The 17,423-nt window shown below is 63.6% G+C and carries 19 protein-coding genes; 7 read left to right on the top strand and 12 right to left on the bottom strand.

Annotation, left to right across the window (positions count from 1 at the left end; all coding sequences use genetic code 11):
• Position 1: 1 nt before the first annotated feature.
• The 8 genes from ccmI to NKJ28_RS15885 all read right to left on the bottom strand — a co-directional run bounded on the left by ccmI (position 2) and on the right by NKJ28_RS15885 (position 6,858).
• Positions 2–1,138 carry a c-type cytochrome biogenesis protein CcmI gene (gene ccmI, locus NKJ28_RS15920; RefSeq protein WP_352636418.1) on the bottom strand — a complete coding sequence of 379 codons (1,137 nt, stop codon included), beginning with the start codon at positions 1,136–1,138 and terminating at the stop codon, positions 2–4.
• Between the two features lie 222 nt (positions 1,139–1,360).
• Positions 1,361–1,795 (bottom strand): RT0821/Lpp0805 family surface protein, encoded by a 435-nt coding sequence (locus NKJ28_RS15915; protein ID WP_023677823.1) that lies wholly within the window; start codon positions 1,793–1,795, stop codon positions 1,361–1,363.
• A 121-nt stretch (positions 1,796–1,916) separates the two neighbouring features.
• Positions 1,917–3,326 (bottom strand): ATP-binding protein, encoded by a 1,410-nt coding sequence (locus tag NKJ28_RS15910; RefSeq protein WP_352636417.1) that lies wholly within the window; start codon positions 3,324–3,326, stop codon positions 1,917–1,919.
• Between the two features lie 28 nt (positions 3,327–3,354).
• The gene (locus tag NKJ28_RS15905; RefSeq protein WP_352636416.1) at positions 3,355–4,020 is read right to left on the bottom strand and encodes a response regulator transcription factor; all 666 of its coding nucleotides are present in this window, start codon (positions 4,018–4,020) and stop codon (positions 3,355–3,357) included.
• 64 nt (positions 4,021–4,084) lie between these two features.
• On the bottom strand, positions 4,085–4,384 hold the full coding sequence (locus tag NKJ28_RS15900; protein WP_352449043.1) for a hypothetical protein: 300 nt from the start codon (positions 4,382–4,384) through the stop codon (positions 4,085–4,087).
• 373 nt (positions 4,385–4,757) lie between these two features.
• Positions 4,758–5,168, bottom strand: coding sequence for a DUF3168 domain-containing protein (locus tag NKJ28_RS15895; protein WP_023677827.1), 411 nt, complete (start codon positions 5,166–5,168; stop codon positions 4,758–4,760).
• Positions 5,169–5,379: 211 nt separating this feature from the next.
• The gene (locus tag NKJ28_RS15890) at positions 5,380–5,652 is read right to left on the bottom strand and encodes a hypothetical protein (protein WP_352636439.1); all 273 of its coding nucleotides are present in this window, start codon (positions 5,650–5,652) and stop codon (positions 5,380–5,382) included.
• 309 nt (positions 5,653–5,961) lie between these two features.
• A complete protein-coding gene (locus NKJ28_RS15885) occupies positions 5,962–6,858 on the bottom strand; it encodes a LysR family transcriptional regulator (RefSeq protein WP_352636415.1) in 897 nt (298 codons plus the stop codon).
• Between the two features lie 129 nt (positions 6,859–6,987).
• Here NKJ28_RS15885 and NKJ28_RS15880 point away from each other — a divergent pair, with 129 nt between their 5' ends.
• The 5 genes from NKJ28_RS15880 to NKJ28_RS15860 all read left to right on the top strand — a co-directional run bounded on the left by NKJ28_RS15880 (position 6,988) and on the right by NKJ28_RS15860 (position 12,091).
• Positions 6,988–7,881, top strand: coding sequence for a methyltransferase domain-containing protein (locus tag NKJ28_RS15880; protein WP_352636414.1), 894 nt, complete (start codon positions 6,988–6,990; stop codon positions 7,879–7,881).
• A gap of 19 nt (positions 7,882–7,900) precedes the next feature.
• Complete coding sequence (locus tag NKJ28_RS15875) at positions 7,901–8,533, top strand: NAD(P)-dependent oxidoreductase (RefSeq protein ID WP_352636413.1); 633 nt, start codon at positions 7,901–7,903, stop codon at positions 8,531–8,533.
• Between the two features lie 175 nt (positions 8,534–8,708).
• Positions 8,709–10,868 carry a transglycosylase domain-containing protein gene (locus NKJ28_RS15870; RefSeq protein ID WP_352636412.1) on the top strand — a complete coding sequence of 720 codons (2,160 nt, stop codon included), beginning with the start codon at positions 8,709–8,711 and terminating at the stop codon, positions 10,866–10,868.
• Positions 10,869–10,965: 97 nt separating this feature from the next.
• The gene (locus NKJ28_RS15865; protein ID WP_352449049.1) at positions 10,966–11,550 is read left to right on the top strand and encodes a DUF1214 domain-containing protein; all 585 of its coding nucleotides are present in this window, start codon (positions 10,966–10,968) and stop codon (positions 11,548–11,550) included.
• Positions 11,543–12,091 (top strand): DUF1254 domain-containing protein, encoded by a 549-nt coding sequence (locus tag NKJ28_RS15860; protein ID WP_023677834.1) that lies wholly within the window; start codon positions 11,543–11,545, stop codon positions 12,089–12,091. The genes NKJ28_RS15865 and NKJ28_RS15860 overlap by 8 nt, the downstream gene beginning before the upstream one ends.
• 14 nt (positions 12,092–12,105) lie before the next feature.
• Here NKJ28_RS15860 and NKJ28_RS15855 read toward each other — a convergent pair whose 3' ends face one another.
• Complete coding sequence (locus NKJ28_RS15855) at positions 12,106–12,291, bottom strand: hypothetical protein (protein ID WP_023677835.1); 186 nt, start codon at positions 12,289–12,291, stop codon at positions 12,106–12,108.
• Between the two features lie 187 nt (positions 12,292–12,478).
• Between NKJ28_RS15855 and NKJ28_RS15850 the strand changes: the two genes are divergently transcribed.
• Positions 12,479–13,489, top strand: coding sequence for a DUF2336 domain-containing protein (locus NKJ28_RS15850; RefSeq protein WP_352569878.1), 1,011 nt, complete (start codon positions 12,479–12,481; stop codon positions 13,487–13,489).
• 10 nt (positions 13,490–13,499) lie between these two features.
• On the opposite strand, the gene NKJ28_RS15845 is transcribed toward NKJ28_RS15850, so the two are convergent.
• The 3 genes from NKJ28_RS15845 to NKJ28_RS15835 all read right to left on the bottom strand — a co-directional run bounded on the left by NKJ28_RS15845 (position 13,500) and on the right by NKJ28_RS15835 (position 16,435).
• Complete coding sequence (locus NKJ28_RS15845) at positions 13,500–13,847, bottom strand: DUF1491 family protein (RefSeq protein WP_352454316.1); 348 nt, start codon at positions 13,845–13,847, stop codon at positions 13,500–13,502.
• A 94-nt stretch (positions 13,848–13,941) separates the two neighbouring features.
• Positions 13,942–14,715, bottom strand: coding sequence for a peptidoglycan-binding domain-containing protein (locus NKJ28_RS15840; protein WP_352622487.1), 774 nt, complete (start codon positions 14,713–14,715; stop codon positions 13,942–13,944).
• Complete coding sequence (locus NKJ28_RS15835; RefSeq protein WP_352636438.1) at positions 14,690–16,435, bottom strand: sensor histidine kinase; 1,746 nt, start codon at positions 16,433–16,435, stop codon at positions 14,690–14,692. Before NKJ28_RS15835 ends, NKJ28_RS15840 begins: the two co-directional genes overlap by 26 nt.
• Before the next feature lie 518 nt (positions 16,436–16,953).
• On the opposite strand from NKJ28_RS15835, the gene NKJ28_RS15830 reads away from it, so the two are divergent.
• Positions 16,954–17,322 carry a DUF5330 domain-containing protein gene (locus NKJ28_RS15830; RefSeq protein ID WP_352454313.1) on the top strand — a complete coding sequence of 123 codons (369 nt, stop codon included), beginning with the start codon at positions 16,954–16,956 and terminating at the stop codon, positions 17,320–17,322.
• Positions 17,323–17,423: the final 101 nt, after the last annotated feature.

Raw genomic sequence — 17,423 nt, 5'->3', positions numbered from 1 at the left:
TCTACTCCGTCGCCGTCACGCCAAGCGAGGCGGCAAAGGCGGTGAATTTCCTGGCCTGGTCGCTGTCCGCGCCAAAGACGGCGATACCGCGATTGAGCGCGTCACGCGCCTGATCTGTCTTGCCCAGCACGGCATAGGAACGAACGAGCTGCATCCACCCTTCCTCGTCGCGCGGATTTTGCCGAAGCTTTTCGTCGAGGCCGGCAACCATGGTGCTGATCATGGCTTGCCGGTCCTGCGGCGACATCGAGGAAGCAGCATCGATATCCTCGGCGGTCGGCCCTTTCGCGGGCGCCTCCGAAGCGACGCTGCGGGCGGCGGATTCGGCCAGCGCCTGCTCGACGGCGCCGCGCCACGGCGAGCCCTGCGGCAAGGCGGCAAGCATCTTTTGCCAGGCCGCCGTGGCTTCAGCTATGCGGCCTTCCTGTGCCATGCCCATGGCGAGATAGAACGAGGCCTTCGGATTGGCCGGATCGAACTTCAACGCCGCCTCGAAAGCCGCCTGCGCTTCGGCGGAGACAATGCCGCCGGCCGCATTGGCGATCGCCTCGCCAAGACCCGCCTGGCGGGCGGCGCTGTCGCTGTCGAGGCGGATGGCGTTGCGATAGGCGGTCACCGCATCGGCGTATCGCTGCATGCGCAGATAGACCGGCGCCAGCACGTCCCAGCCGCGGCCATCGGATGGGTTGGCCGCCAGGTGCGCCTCGGCGCGGGCTATCAGCTCGTCGACCGAGCTGTCGGCGGGGTTCTTGGCCAGGCGTTCGCTGAGCGGCTGCGACGGCAGGTCGGGTGAGCCGAGCTGGCCATAGAGGCCCCAGCTGACCAGCGGAACCAGCAGCACGGCCGCCGTCGCCACCAGCCTTGTCGACCGCGACGGCTGCGTCGCCGTGTCGTCGGCGTGGCCGGCATTGCTCAGGCGAAGGATGCGGCGGGCGATTTCGGCGCGTGCCTCTTCGGCCTCCATTGGCTGGATCAGGCCACGCGCCATATCGCGGTCAAGCTCGGCCAGCTGGTCGCGATAGACTTCAAGGTCGTGATCGCCGGCAGCGGACGCGTTCTTCGATCCGCCGGCCAACGGCAGCAGCACCGCCAGGCTTGCGCCCAGCGTCAGGATTGCGGCTATGACCCAGAACAGCATGGCTCTTCCAATAGAACGAGACCCTTGCCCTGCCAACACAAGCGTGCTGCGACGCTTTGGCGGGGCCGCTCCGATCGATAATGCATGTCGCGCAAAAGTGTGCAGCGGTTTTGCGATAACGACCATGCATCAAAACAAGAACCTAAAGCGCGTCGCATGAGGCCGGTCGAACGCGACGCGCTTTAGTGCCGGACCGGAATCGGCGGATCGACGGCCGGCCAGCTACGTCAGCGGCGTCCAGCTGCCGTCGGCATTGCGGCACGCGGTTCCGCGCGCGGTGGCGCCGGCGGTGCCGGTAAACACCGTATGGGTGTATTGCCGGCAGTCCTGCGAGCCGACGCGATAGGGCTGGGCGGCGACCACTTCGCCGCGATGGGCCGAACTGTCGCTCTTCCAAGCCACTTTCTGGCCGCTCGCCGTGTATTCAAGCGCCTTGTATTCCGCCTCGAGCGCGCTGCGCTTCTCGGTCTCGCTCAGGCCGGCGCCGATAGAGCCGCCGACGAGGCCGCCGCCCATGGCGGAGATGATCGTCGTCGCCACCTTGGCGCCGCTGGGGGGCGTCGCGGCCGGCGTCACCGTAACGGCCGGGCCCTTGCCGAGCGTTGTGCAGCCGGAGACGGCGAGCAGGGCGGAAACGAGCGCGACGCGAATCTTCATGCCAATACCGGCTTTCTTGAGCTGGACCGCCGCGCTGTCAGCAGCTGGCGCGGCCATAATGTCGATGTTTGTCGGAAATTTGGCCGCAGCCGGCCACCTGGAAAAGCAATCTGGAAAAGCATTACTGAAGGCTCCGCAATCGAACCATCGCCTTCAATCCACCCATGACGGATCGTTCCAGCGCCAGAGAGCCTCCATACTCGTTGACAAGGTCGGCGACAATGGCAAGTCCGAGCCCGCTGCCCGGTTTTGTCTCGTCGAGACGCCGGCCGCGCTGCAACACCTCGCGCGCCTTGTCGTCGGGAATGCCGGGGCCGTCATCCTCGATGCTGATCTCGAACAGGTTGGCTGCGCCTTCCGTGCCAGCGCCACCCTTGCTGGAGATTGGCTTGACCGAAACGGCGACCGCGCTCCTTGCCCATTTCATCGCATTGTCGAACAGATTGCCGAGCAGCTCCTCCAGGTCCTCGCGTTCGCCGGCAAAGACGATGTCGGTGGCCGGCAGTGAGAGCGACAGCGCCGTCTGCGGGTTGAGCTTCTGCAGCACCCGAACCATGCGCTGGACCAGCGGCGCCACCGGCGTACGGTAGACGACGCTGTCCCGCTGCGCGGCGACGCGGGCACGTTGCAGATAATGGTCCACTTGCTTTTGCATGGAAGCGGCCTGCTCGGCGATCAGCTGACCCTTGGCGCCACCCAGCGCCCGTCCCTCGTTGAGCAGCACGGCAAGCGGCGTCTTCAGCGAGTGAGCCAGGTTGCCGACCTGCGTGCGCGACCGCTCGACGATACGCCTGTTGTTCTCGATCAGCGCATTGGTCTCGTTGGCGAGCGGCTCGATCTCGGCCGGGAAACGGCCGTCTAGGCGCTGCGCGGTTCCTTCGCGCACCATGGCAAGCGCATTCCTGACCCGGCGCAGCGGCTGCAGGCCGAGCAGGATGGCAATCGCATTGATGGCGATCATGCCGACGCCGAACAGCGACAGATAGGTCAAAAGGCGCCGCTGGAAGGTGGCGATTTCCTGCTCGAGCTCGGTCTGGTTGCCCATGACGCGGAAGCGCGCGGCGCGGTTTTTCGCATCGAGCACGAACTCGCTCTCGAACACCTCCAACTGCTCGCCTTCGATGCCGTCCGCTGAATAGCTGCGCTGGAAGCTGGCATTGAAGGGCACCTCGGCAACGCTTGGCGACGGGATCGCCTTGGTCATCGACGACGAATGGAGATCGCCGTGCACGCCTTCCGAGGCAGGCTCGACCGACCAGTACCAGCCGGAATTCGGTTCCGAGAACCTCAAATCACCAAGGTCGGGGGCGCCGGTCAATTGGCCGCTTTCAGAAACGCCGACCGAGCCGATCAGGTTGAACAGATGCGCCGAAAGCAGGCTGTCGAAACCGCGCTCGCTGGCCTGGCGATAGAGCGTGGTGATCAAGGTGAAGATGACGACCAGAGTGAGGATCGCCCAGACCGTGGAAAAGGCGATGACGCGAAACGCCACCGAACGCGGCCATGACCGCAGCGACGGCGTGTTCGACACGGCGGGTTTTGTAGGCAGCGGTTCCGCGTTACGCCTCCGGCTTACGCATGCGGTAGCCCATGCCGCGAACAGTTTCGATCATGTCGATGCCCATCTTCTTGCGAAGCCGTCCGACAAAGACCTCGATCGTGTTGGAATCGCGGTCGAAATCCTGGTCGTAGAGATGCTCGACCAGCTCGGTCCGGGACACCACCTCGCCCATGTGGTGCATCAAATAGGCAAGCAAGCGGAATTCGTGCGAGGTCAGCTTCAGCGGCACGCCGTCGACGTCGGCCTTGGAGGCCTTGGTGTCGAGGCGGAGCGGCCCGCAGGTCAGTTCGGACGAAGCGTGCCCGGCAGCACGCCGGATCAAGGCCCGCACCCTGGCCAGGATTTCCTCGATGTGGAAGGGTTTGGTGACGTAGTCGTCGGCGCCGGCGTCGATGCCGGCAACCTTGTCGCTCCAGCGGTCGCGTGCCGTCAGGATCAGCACCGGCATCTTGCGGCCGCCGCGCCGCCAGCGCTCGACCACGCTGATGCCGTCCATCTGCGGCAGGCCGATATCGAGCACCGCGGCATCATAGGGCTCGGTGTCGCCGAGAAAAAGCCCTTCCTCGCCGTCGAAAGCGCGGTCGACGACATAGCCGGCATCGACCAGCGCATCGCCGATCTGCCGGTTGAGATCCTTGTCATCTTCGACGACGAGTACGCGCATGCGGAAGGCCTGTTGAAGCTGTTCAGATATAGGCCGATTCCGGCAGACTGGGAAACGGCACGGTTCAGTTCAGCGGAACGACGATCTCCGAGCGACGGGGACGCTGCCCGTCCTTGCCCGGAACGAGCACGACGATGACGCAGACCGGCTGGCCGCCGCGTGTCGACTGCGAGGCCTTGGCCAGGGTGCCGCCATTCTGCTCGGCCACCTGCTGGCCGATCGCGTAGCAGTCGGACGCGGCGAGGACGACCGGCTGAGTCCACTCGGGCACGACAGCGGGGATCGCCATCGCTTGCGACGCAAGCAGACCGGCGGCTGACAGCGCCAGTGCCGCGGTCCGGAAGTGGGAGCGAAGGGTTTTCATGGTCAGCGTTCTAACGCGCCGGTGCTGAACGTGATATGAACGGTGAACGCTCGAATGCATGCCCGCCACACCCCTGAAGCGCGAGATTACCGGATTGCCATTTCGCCGCCCGGCTCCGCGAAATCGCCAATGTTTAACCTAGCCCTCCAATCCTTCGCCGACAACCGGCGTCATCTGGCGGGCAGGACCATTTGGGAGGACGAAGCATCCGGCCCAAGGCAACCGATGGCAGTTCAGGCGAACCGAACCTGAAACAAAAAAACCGCCTCTGCGGCGGGTCGTTGGCGCCATCAGCACCATAGGGGAATTAGTAGCATAGCTGCCGGCACAAAGCAAGAACAAAATTGCTCGATTTGCAAAAAGTGCCCGGTGGTCAGCCCTCGTCCTTGATCACGGCGCGGAAGCGCAGCAGCCCGTGATGGGCCGAAAGGTCCTCGTCGTAGCGGGCTTCGGCGAATTCGAGCTTGAGGTAGGCGCGGCGATGTTCGCCGAGCGAGAGAGCCGTATCGCGCAGGCGGGTGCTAACAAGGTCCATGATGTCATTGGTTTCCTTGCTGGCCTCTGATTTCGACCAGACATGCAACGTCAGCAACTGTTCTGCGTCGTTCTCCATCCCCGTTGCCCAATCGTAGACGCTGGTGCGGCCGAAGGTCATGTGGGGGAACGCAACATTTTCCGGCGCATGGTCGAACAATCTTGCATCGCCCAGTGCCGCCGACAGGTGGGGATCGCCGTTCACTGCCTCGAATATGGCCCTCTGCAATTCGACGGCCGGCGCGGTCATCGTCTTTCCCTTCGCCCGTCGCGTCGACCTCCCGGCTGCGTAGCTGCGTTGCATGAAGGCATCCCGGCAAAGCGCGAATCAGCGCGTCTCATGCGGATTATGAACCTTCATGATCTCGGCAATAAGCCCTGCTCCTGCAACCCGCGACGGCACGGCCGACGAAGCCGATGCGTTTGCTTCCTGGCTGCAGCTGGAATGGGAAATGTCAGGCTCATGATTTGGGCTGTATCGATGCGGATACTGCCTGCTTGACTGTCCGCGACGCCCGCTTCTTCTTCGGGGCGACCGGATTCAGAGCCGCCGCCGCGCGGTCCGCCTCTTCCTTGGCCAGTCGCAATTCCCTCAGCCTTGCCGTCTTGATGGTCCTGGCCTTCGCCTCCGAGAGATATTCGGCAGTTGCTTTGTTCCGCTCCGCCGTCTTCTTTTGATTTTCCATGAAGCGAGCCTCAGATTTTCCCATGATGTTCTGATTGCCTTGGGCCACCGGTAAAATCTCCTTGCAGCTAAAGTCGAAAACGTGAATTTCACTGTAAGATAGGTGTTTCACAGCGGAAATTCAATTCTCAGGCATTTGGCATGACCCAACTGTGGTGAGAGACCTGGCAGAAATAATACCTGTTAATATTATCGCGGATCGCAAGATTCTCTGGCGCTCCCGCAAATCGAGTATCCAGCGAGTCTTCCGAGAGAACCAACGCCGGACGATACGGTGCGACCCGCAAAGAGCGGGACAAGCGTCCCGTGTGACGACTGCCAATCCTCGGCACCTCGCGCAAGCGGCTGCACCATGCCCCTACTGCGTCTCGCCGCTGATCACCTCGGCATGGTCCTTGATGATGGTAGAAACGAAGCGGATGACGGCGCGCATCGGCGCCTCCGCCCCGATTTCACGGCGATAGACGAGCGACACCGGATGACTGCCGAGAATGTCGGGGGCAAGGCGCACCATCCGCAGTTCAGCTTCGGCCAACATGCAGGGCATTACCGCCAGACCGGCGCCACTCAGAGCCGCCGCCAGCATTTCCGTCATTTCGGCAACGCGAAGGACAATTGTCGCGCCGGCGCCGTGCGCCTCAACCCATTTGGCGCCGGGGACGCCGGCAAGGCTTGCGTGAAATCCAATGATCTCGTGTCCGGCCAGCTGGCGAGGATCGATGGGCATCGGGTGACGGTCGAGATAGCGCTGGGACGCATAGATCGACCAGCCCGCAACACAAAGCTTCTGCGCGATCAAATCGTCTGCGGCGACGGTGCCGATCCTGACCGCTAGGTCGGCCTCGCCGTGCTGCAGGTCCACGGGCCTGCTGCCGCTCGTCAGTTCAAGATTGATATCGGGGTGGGTCTTATGGAACCCGGCCATACGCTCGGCAAAAAGGGGGCTGAAGCCCGACGGCAGTGCCAGCCGAACGCTATTCTTGCCCGAACGCACAAGCGCCGTCAGTGCTTGCATGGTACGTTCAAGGTCATCACCGAGCGGCAGCAATGTCTGGCCAAGCGGCGTGATCTCGATGCCTTGCCGCGTTCGCACGACAAGCGAAACCCCGAGTGCCGCCTCAAGAGCAGCAAGGCGCCGGCTGATCGTCGTGTGACGCACGCCGAGCACGCGCGCTGCTCCCGACAACGTTCCCGCGCGGGCGGCAGCGAGAAAGTAGCGCAAATCGTTCCAGTCCGGTTCGCCGGTCTTGGTCACGAACCTAGTCTAGATCAATTCCTCGCCGCGCACCTGTGCAGTTTTGCACAAGCATGCGCGGAAATTGCAAATCGCCTGAATTTGACGTCCGCGCGAGAATAGGCCTGATCCAATTCAGGGAAGCGATCGATGGATATCGAAGGTTTGCGAACGATGGTGGCGCGGCACGCGACGTCGGCCAATGCGTTGGTGGCGCTCGGTTTGGCGATGGAGGCGCGTATTTCCGGCACGCCACTCGAGGGCAGTGTGGCCCGGCGCACAGGGGCCGTGCTTGCCGAACTCGGCGCCTCCGACGTCGTGGCAAGTGCTGGCGTCATCGAACTTACGCCGGTGCTGGCCAGCATCCGGGTCGACCTGCTTTCAGGTGGCAAGCTGCTGTCGCGCTCCTCCGAAAGCGTCGAGGCCCTGGAAGCCCGTTTACGCCAGGCCTTCGGCGACGTTTCATCTGGCTTCCCGGCGTTGCTGAAGCGGCTGATCGCGCCACAACTGGCCGGTTTGCCGGAGAGGCTCGCCGCACCGGGCGCAGCCTTCCTGGATATCGGCGTCGGCGTCGGCGCCCTGTCGGTGTCGATGCTGCGGCAATGGCCCGGCCTGAAGGCGGTCGGTGTCGATCCCTTGCCTGAAGCCATCGCGCAGGCCGCTGCCAACGTCAGGGCAGCCGGGCTCGAACATCGCATCGAACTGCACACCGGGCTGGGCCAGGATATCGCGGACACGGACGCGTTCGACCTTGTTTTCGTACCAAGCGCCTTCATCCCCGAGCCGGATGTCAGGGCCATCGTCAAGCGCAGCCACGCCGCGTTGCGGCCCGGCGGCTGGCTGCTGCTGGCAATGGTCAATCCTGGACCGGATGCACTGGGAGACGCCCTCGCCCGCCTCCGCACCACAATGTGGGGCGGCACGGTCTTTGAAAAAGGCGCAGCCCAGGACCTGGTCGATCAGAGCGGCTATGCCGACAGCCGGTTGCTGCCCGGCCCGACCGGGGCGCCTGTCGCCTTCGTCGCCGGGCGTAAGCGGGGCTAACGGTTTCCAGGAGCGGACGATGAAACTGCTGATCTTCGGCGCTTCCGGTGCGACGGGTCGACTGCTTGTCTCGGCGGCGTTGGCGAAGGGCCATGCGGTGACCGCCTTCGTCCGCACGCCGGGCAAGCTTGCCATCAGCCACGAAAATCTGAAGGTGATCGTCGGAAACGTCGCCGATCGGCAGGCAGTCGAACGCGCCGTTGTTAGGTATGATGCGGTTTTCAGCTGTCTTGGGGTGGGCGTGCCGCTGAAACGCGATCCGGCCGTCGTTGCCGGCATCGGCTTCATCGTCGCGGCGATGCAGCAGGCCGGCCCCGAACGGCTCATCTATCTTTCATTCCTTGGCGTTCGCGACGGCCGGCGGCAACTAGGCCTCCTGTTGGGCAACATCATCGTGCCATTGGTGCTGCGCAATGAGGTGACGGACCATGAGGTGAAGGAAAGCCTGGTCGTTCAATCCAGTCTCGACTGGACCATCGTGCGGCCGCCCAAGCTGAGCAATGGAGCGGCAACGGGTGAATTCCGCCATGGCAATGGCATCCGGGCGGCATCGCTGCTGCCGACACTGGCGCGGGCCGACGTAGCGGCCTTCATGCTCGCCCAGATCAACGACACCACCTACTCGCGCAGGACAGTCAGCATCCTGCGCTGACGCCGCACGGGAGCCGTCTTCCCCTCGACAAACCTCCCGCTTATCTTCATCGCCCTTATCTTCATCGCCCTTGTAGGCAGCGCCAAAATGGACGAATAGTCATAGCGGCGCGCCGCCGTGAAATTGCCGGTATGCGGTTTCTCAGTTGGCGGCATCGCCGCAGCCGGATCCTGGAATGGCCAGTCCTTTGGAACCACGCAAGAGAAGAGGTCCGGTCGCCGCTAGGCTGCTGGCGGTGGATGCGTGGATCGATTCCTCGGTCTACGAAATCGGCTTCAGGGCGCGCCAGTTCTGGGAGGCGGCGACCATCTTCTCGCGGCGTTTCCGCGTCGGCGGCTGGCGCCGCGGCCTGATCGAACTGTTGAGTGAAGGCTTTACGCTCGGTGCCGGCGGCATCGTCGTGCTTTTGGCGCTGGCCTTGCCGGCCTTCCAGATAACCGCCGGCGACTGGCGCACGCAAGGCGACTTCGCCGTCACCTTCCTCGACCGCTACGGCAACGAGATCGGTCAGCGCGGCATCATCCAGCGCGATTCAGTGCCGGTCGACGAGATGCCCGACCATGTCATCAAGGCGGTGCTGGCGACCGAGGACCGCCGTTTCTTCGACCATTACGGCATCGATGTGCTCGGCCTGTCGCGCGCCATATTCGAGAATGTGCGGGCAAATTCCGTCGTCCAGGGTGGCTCGAGCATCACCCAACAGCTGGCCAAGAACCTGTTCCTGACCAATGAGCGGACATTCGAGCGCAAGATCAAGGAAGCGTTCCTGTCGCTGTGGCTCGAAGCCAATCTGTCGAAGAAGGAAATCCTGCAGCTTTACCTCGACCGCGCCTATATGGGCGGCGGCACCTTCGGCATCGAGGCGGCAGCCGATTTCTATTTCGGCAAGAGCGTCAAGGACCTGAACCTTGCCGAGGCGGCGATGCTGGCCGGCCTGTTCAAGGCGCCGACCAAATATGCGCCGCACATAAACCTGCCCGCCGCCCGGGCGCGGGCCAACGTGGTGCTGTCCAATCTGGTCGATTCCGGCTTCATGACCGAAGGTCAGGTGCTGCAGGCAAGGCTGCACCCGGCCGAAATCGTCGACCGCGGCGAGCAGAAGAGCCCCGACTATTACCTCGACTGGGCCTTCGACGAGGTCAAGAAGATCGCCGCCAAAGGCGGCCCGCACTCGCTTGTCGCCCACACCACCTTCGATGCCAACATTCAGAAGGCGGCCGAAGAATCGATGGAGTTCCACCTCCGCCAGTTCGGCAAGGAATACAACGTCACCGAGGGCGCCATCGTCGTCATCGAGACCAATGGCGCGGTCAGGGCGATCGTCGGCGGCCGCGACTACGGCGCCAGCCAGTTCAACCGCGCCACCAAAGCGCTTCGCCAGACCGGCTCCTCGTTCAAGCCCTATGTCTATGCGACGGCGATGGAGCATGGCTTCACGCCGGATTCGGTGGTTTCCGGCGGACCCATCTCCTGGGGCAGCTGGTCGCCCCACAATTACAATGGCGGGTCGGCCGGCAACGTCACGCTGATCACGGCGATGGCCAAATCGATCAATACGGTGCCGGTGCGGCTGGCCAAGGATTATCTCGGCATCAAGCCGATCAAGGCGATGGCCGAGGCGATGGGCGTCGAGTCGCCGCTTGAATCGCACAAGACCATGGTGCTCGGCACGTCGGGCATGACCGTGATGGACCAGGCGACGGGTTACAGCGTGTTTGCCCAGAACGGCCTTGCCGGAACCCGGCACGGCGTCAGCCAACTCTTTACCCGTACCGGCGAGGTGGTCTACGACTTCGCCAAGGATGCGCCGCCGCCGCACCGGGTGCTGTCGGAGCAGGCGCTCAAATACATGAACACCATGCTGGCGGCGGTGCCGGTGATCGGCACGGCCCGGCGCGCGGCCCTTCCAAACATCGTCGTCGCCGGCAAGACCGGCACGACCCAGTCCTACCGCGATGCCTGGTTTGTCGGCTTTACCGGCAACTACACGGCCGCCGTCTGGCTCGGCAATGACGACTTCACCGCGACCAACAAGATGACCGGCGGCACGCTGCCGGCTATGGTGTGGCAGCGGCTGATGCTCTATGCGCACCAGCACATCGATCTCAAGCCGATCCCTGGCCTCGATCACCCCTTCGTCGATGCCGAAATCGCCGCCAAGGCCGAGGAAGTGGAAAAGAAGAACGCCGAACAGGCAGCTGCCGATGCCGCCGCCGAGCGTCCGCCGGTGCTGTCCAGCCGGACCACCCAGACCCTGAAGGAACTGACCAGGCTGTTCCAGGCGGCACCCGTGCTCGATGCGCCCGCTGCGCCGGAGACCCTGTCGGCGCTGTGACGGCCAATTGCGCGGGGCCGCTTGCCACAAGGCCGTGCGCCGCGATATCCCCGAGGGGCAATCTTTCAGTCCCGGCCTTCGGTTCCCTTGCCTCCTCATGCTCAAGAACGCCTTCCTGACACTGCTTTCGCTTGCCATCGCCGTCGTCGGCGGTGGCGGCAGCGTCTGGTATGCACTGAAGCTGCAGGACGGCGTCGGCGCCATCAGGATCGGCCAATGGACCGCCTTCCCCGATATCGGCACGCCGACGGCAGATCCCTATTCGAAGGCCCGCGTGGCTCGCGAAGGCGTGCTGGCGCTCGGACAGGCGGAAGGACTGTCCTTCATAGCCGAGCGCGATTCCGGCGGCGAACAGCTCAAGCGGCAATGTGCCTACAAGATTGCGGGCGGCTTTCCCACCGCCCGGTTCTGGACGCTTTATGCCGCCGACCAGTCGCTTGGCGTGGTCGAGACCGGCAAGCCGAGGCCGGCTGCGCTGCAGTCCTATCAAGTGCTGCGCCAGGCCGACAATTCGGTGGTCATTTCCGTCGGCAGCCGCCCTGCGCCCGGCAACTGGCTGCTGACCAGCGGCGCCGGTAAGATGTACTTGGTGCTTACGTTCTACGACACGCCGATCGCCAGCAGCACCGGTCTCTCGGACGTCACGCTGCCGCAGATCCAGAAGGTCGGCTGCAATGCGTAGCCTGCTGCATGCCGTGCTGCTCGGCCTGCTCGGCGCCGGCATCGTGCACATCATCGTGCTGGTGCTCGTCCCCGAGTTTTCCGAACGCGACGCCTGGTCGCGATTGGCCATGGCTTCGGATCTCTACAAGATGACCCGGCTCGACGCGGAAGCCGGCGGCGCGCCGGTGGTGAAATCGGTCGATCCGCTGTTTTATGCGGCGGCATGCCGCTTCGATCTTGCCGAGGGGATGGTGCGGGTCAAGGCGCCGGGAAAGGTGCCGTTCTGGTCGATATCGGTCTATGACCGCGGCGGCCACAACATCTACTCGTTCAACGACCACAGCGCGACCGCAGGCGTGCTCGACACCGTTGTACTGACGCCGGCCCAGATGATCGAGGTCCGCAAGGATCTTCCCGAGGAACTGCAAGGGGCGATCTTCGTCGAGGCGCCGATAGAGGAAGGCGTATTCGTCATCCGTTCGTTCGTGCCCGACGACAGCTGGAAGCCGATCGTCTCGCGGTTTCTCGAACAGAGTTCCTGCGAACTGCAGGATTTTTAAGCCGGTTCCGATGCTCAGTGATGCGGTACCGGCAATGTTCCCGAAGGTCCCGGCTTGTCGGGGCCGGCCGGCCGCGTTTCGCCCGTCAGCGGCCGCTGCTCGTAGCGCACCCCGGGAAAGATGATCACTGCCGCCGGCGCGGCTTGTTGTGCTCGATTGGTTGCCGCCGTTCGCGGCACGAAAGACAGTACCATGCCCATGGTTCGCGTATTCCTCTCGGTTGCCCCGGAGCACAACGCAACGCCTCCATAGTCGATTAAGAAGGCAGTAGGTTAACGGAGCGCTAACGGATCGCCGCTAAATTGATCTTTGTTCTTGGGAAACGCGAAACCGGTACAGCCCGGCAGAGCGCTGTCCAGATCGTGTCGAGTGTCGGGCGTATCCTTCGTGTCAGCTTCGGATTTCAGGCAAATCGCAGCAGGAGCTGAATCGGGAAAGGCCGAAAGGCTGTTTCGCGCCGCGGTATCGGCGTTCTGCTCGCTCACCCGCCCTTCGCGCCGGGAGATCGCGCAGCTCGAAGACCTGACGCTGCCGCTTTTCGAGAATGTCTCGGTCGAATCGCGCCGCTACGTCGCGGCAGCCCTTTCCGAATGCGAATATGCACCCGCCGCGCTGGTGCGGCGGCTTTGCCAGGAGCGGGTCGACATCGCCGCTCCGCTGCTCATCCGCTCGCGCGCCCTCAGCGACGTCGACCTGATCGCGCTGATCGGACGTCACGGCCTGCCGCATGCCCGTGCCATTGCCCGCCGCAAGGATCTCAATCAAACGATCGCGGATCTCATCAAAGTGCTCGAAAGGCCGACGCTGGTGCGGTCGCAGCAGCAGCCGGAAACAACCGCCAAAGCCGCGTCCGAAAACGCCGAAGTGGTTGCGGGCGAGGTCAACAGGCAAGAGGCTTCCGATGCCGCTGAAACTGTACGCCGCCGGTTGCGATCCATGATGCGCGCCGAGAGCGGCGCCGCCATCAGTCCGTTCGTCGAGCCACAAACCTATGTCAAGCTGCGCGAGACCGCGCTGACCGGCAATGCGGCATTCTTCCAGACAGCGCTCGCCGATGCGCTCGAAGTCGATTTTTCAACGGCGCGGACGCTCACCGCGAGCCACAATTACACACCGCTGCTGGCCGCCTTGCGCGCGCTCGACCTTAGTGAAGACAAGGCGTTCCTGATCACGGCGGCCATCTATCCGACCGAGTTTCCGCACCCGCAGGCGATCCGCATCTTCCTCGACCGCTACCGCCTGCTGCACCGCGACGCGGCGTTGGACAGGCTCCGCGGCTGGAAGGCCGACACCGTATCGAAAATTGTTCGCAAGCCTGGGCGCGTCGCCGCAAATGCCGACCTGCGCAAGCCGAACAGCGCCGATATAGCCGCCACCCCAAAGGCGCGTCGCATCTGAAGGCTTGCCGTTACGACGCCTTGACCGAGATAAGCTCCTCGACGGGAATGGCGCCCGCCTCGATCTCGACCACCCAGATATCCGGATCGAATCTCTTCTCGCGCTCCAGCCGCGCGTCGAAGATGGCGGCATCGTCGCCTTCGCCAAGCAGGCTGAAAAAACGGTCGTCCGGCCTGGCTGAATCGTAACTCGTCTGCGGCGCCGGCCCGAACAGCGCTATCTCCCCCAGCCTGCCCCGCGCCAGCACGAAAACCGCGCCGGCTTCCGTCGCGCCGCGCTTGACCACGGCGGCAAAGCCGCCGGCGCTGAAAACCCGGCGCAACAGCGCCGACACCCACAGATCGGTGGTTACCCGCATGGAGAATTCCTGGACATGCGGCGGTCCTTACAGCATTGGCCGGAAAACCGTAACCGGTCTTTGCCGAGCGACCGGCGAGCGGCCGTCACGACCCTTAGTTGGTCAGGCCGATCTCGCGCATCTTGACGTAGACGATCTCGTCTGGCTCGCCGGTCTCCGGCAAGCCGAACAGCGCCTGGAATTCCTTGATCGCGGCCTTGGTGCGCGCGCCTACGACGCCATCCAATTGCATGTCGTCATTGCCGAACGCTTTCAGTCCGGCCTGGATCTTGACGATGCGGGGATCAGGCGTTTGCGCCACCGCATTTGCCGGTGCGGACGCTGGAATGGCGGCTGGAACAGCAGCCGTTTCGACCGGCCGCGGCACCGGATGCGGTACCACGGCCGCGGTCTTTGGCGTGGCGCCCAGTTGATCCAGCAGGACGCTGTCGATCTCGCCGGAGGCATTCAATCCGACCTTCTGCTGATAGGCCTGGATGGCCTTGCGCGTATTCGGTCCGGGAATCCCGTCGACGGTGCCGGAATAGAAATCGAGATCCTTCAATATGCCCTGGACCTGTTCGACGACCGGGTCGCTCTTGATCGGCGCAGCGGCCGGACGCACGATATTGATGGTGGTTTCGGGCTCGTCGCTGTCCGCCCGGGGAAAGCGCTCGATACTCCTGGTGGCGAAAAACGCGCCGGCATGCGGAAAGGGCTGGTACCAAAGCGCGTTCGCCGAGACGTAGAACAGCGTCACCAGGAACGCGGTGGAGCCGCCGACCACAACAGGATTGCGCGAGATCAGGCTGCCCAGCGCCATCGCTCCGTGCTCGAAGGCATTGCCGCGGCGTTTGACCGCCTTAGGCTGTTTTGCGGAGCGACCCATTGCTCTCCCCTTTGCCACCGTCCGCCTTGGCTTTGACCGCGGACATCGGCACCACGCCGGTCTTCTCCGCCGAGCGGCCCGTCGGGCCGCTCACGGGAAGGCTGATCGTCACCGTGGTGCCCTCGCCCGGCATGCTTTCGATCGACATGGTGCCCTCGTGCAGCGCCACCAGCCCCTTCACCAGTGAGAGCCCGAGGCCTGTGCCTTCGAAACGGCGGGTATAGTCGTTCTGGATCTGCATGAACGGCTTGCCGAGATTGACGAAGTCTTCCTCGGCGATGCCGATGCCGGTGTCCCGGACCCAGAAATGCAGCCGCGAGCCGATGCGCTTGGCGCCGATGACGACATTGCCGCTTTCGGGCGTGAACTTGATCGCGTTAGAGACGAGATTGATCAGGATCTGCTGCACGGCGCGACGGTCGGCATTTATTTCGCCTGCGTCCGGCGCGATCTGGGCCTGCAGATCGATAGCCTTTGCCTCGGCTTGCAGGCGCATCATGGACTGGCACATCTCGACCGCTTCGCGGAAGCGGAACGGTTCCGGTTCGGTCGCGTAGGCGCCCGATTCGATCCGCGATACGTCGAGTATCGAGGTGACGACGGCAAGCAGGTGCTGGCCCGAATCCCTGACCAGCCCGACATATTCCTTCTGGCGCGGATCCTTGAAGCTGCCGAACATCTCGTGCAGCAACATGTCGGAAAAGCCGATGATGGCATTGAGCGGGGTGCGCAACTCATGGCCGACGACGGCAAGGAAACGTCCTTTCGCCACCTCGGCGGAGGCAGCCGCCTCATTGGCAGCGGCAAGCTCCTGGCGCAGTCCGGCCAGTTCGTCGTTCTCGCACAGAAGAAGCGTGAAGACAGTCTCCTGCCCCGGCGCGCGCATCATCTCGAGCGAGAACGGCCGGTAATTGTCGGCCGTCACGCCGCTGCTCTGCGGCAGCCGTACGCGAAGGTCGAGCCGGCGCGACAGGGCTCCATCACGCATATCGGCCAGCGCACTGAGATACGGGACGCGGTCGGACAGATGGATGCGATCGAAAAGTCCGGTGCCGAAAAGCAGCTCCGGCGGCAGCCTCAGCATAGCGCGTGCCTTAGCCGAGACGTCCAGAACCTCGCCATGCGCCGCGATTCGCAGCACGACGGCGTCGATGAGGTCTTCGAGCCGGTCGCTGCCGGCCGGATCGAACTGTGCGCTGGCGGCGCCGCGAAGCGGAGCGATACGCGGAATGAGCGTGAGTGCCCAGGCCAGTGGTACCAGCCAGTGCCATGCGGCGATTTCGGTCTGGTCGAGCGGCAAGACCGAACCGGCTAAAGGCTGCAGCAAGACTGCGACAAAGGCCGATATGGCGCCCCAGATCACGGCACGGCGCGACTGGCCGATCCACCAGGCTTCAAACGGCAGCGCCACCGCAAGCAAGGCAACCGGCGAGGCCACACCGCCGGCGGCAGCGATAAGGGCACCCAGGGCAACACCGCCGACGACCAAGGCGAGTTGGCCGGCCAGGGTCATCTTGCCCGATGCCGCCACCAGCAAGGCGGCGAACCAGCAAAGGCCAAACGCCGCAAAGATCGCAGCCACAGTCAAGGCGGCGCCCATGCCCGACGTGACCAGCGTCACCGCTGCACCTGCGCTGAAGAAGGGAGCCGCCAGCATGACGCCAATGAACCGGCTGTGGCGGCGACGATCGCTCTGGCCGAGGGCGGACGGATGAACCATCCGTTCGCAACCGGCGGCTATCGCGCCCGGCAACTCGGCGTATCTGGCCTTGATCGCACTCAACTCAACGCACCCGGTCGTGAACGGCCCTGCTTTGCAGGCGGCTTTTGTCGATCCAAAACTCGCATCCAGCGTTTAAGGAATGGATAAGGCTGGGCCGATCGTCCCCCGGCAGGCTGCAAATATCGGGATACCGGCGGGGAAAAACCGGGGCAATTGCCGCCATAGTAAACGGAGCGTTATCCACACCGCCCGCCCCTGCACCTACGACCGATGGCATCAAACTGTCGCCGATTAAGAAAATGATCATGAAAAACAATAGGTTGGATGGTTATCATTTGCTGAATAAAATCTGAGCCGTTCGAGGCAAATGAACTTCAAAACGCTTCGTTTCGAATCTACCTAAAATTTAAGGAAAACTGTTGCTTTCGGGACAAGCCGTCCTTTGCGCGTCTGTGTCAGTATCGCGGTACAAGGGTCGTGCGGTTCGGATGCATGACGTCATAAAGGACAGACAGATGGGCTTTCTGATAAGAGCTGCTTTCTGGTTTTCGCTGGTGCTTCTGGCGCTGCCGCTGGGTGTCGGCGCCGATGATGCGGGCCGCGAAAGCGTCGGGCCGCTCCAGGCGCTGTTTGCGGCGCGCGAAGCCGTCGGCGATATCGCCGGCATCTGCGAGCGCAAGCCGGACGTGTGCGAGACCGGCAAATCGGCAATGCACACCATCACCGCCCGGGCCAGGGAGACCGCCAAGATCGCGGCCGCCATGCTGGACGACAAGGCCGCTGAACCCGATACGGTGACGACCACCGGCAGCGTGCCCGGGGAAATCGTCTTGCCGGCGAAAGTCGATTTGCCGGCGAAAGTGCACTTGCCGGCGAAGAACTGAGACTGTTTCGGCCGAATTCATCGCTAAACCGCAAGGCTCTCGCTCTCGGCACCTGCGGCGTTTCTCCTCTTTTTCCGTGACGTGGCAGCGCCGGATGACTA

This window comes from Mesorhizobium sp. M0145 (genome assembly GCF_040322355.1).
Classification (GTDB): Bacteria; Pseudomonadota; Alphaproteobacteria; order Rhizobiales; family Rhizobiaceae; genus Mesorhizobium.
The sequence above is the reverse complement of the archived record's forward strand: the minus strand, read 5'-3'. Positions and strand labels throughout refer to the sequence as shown.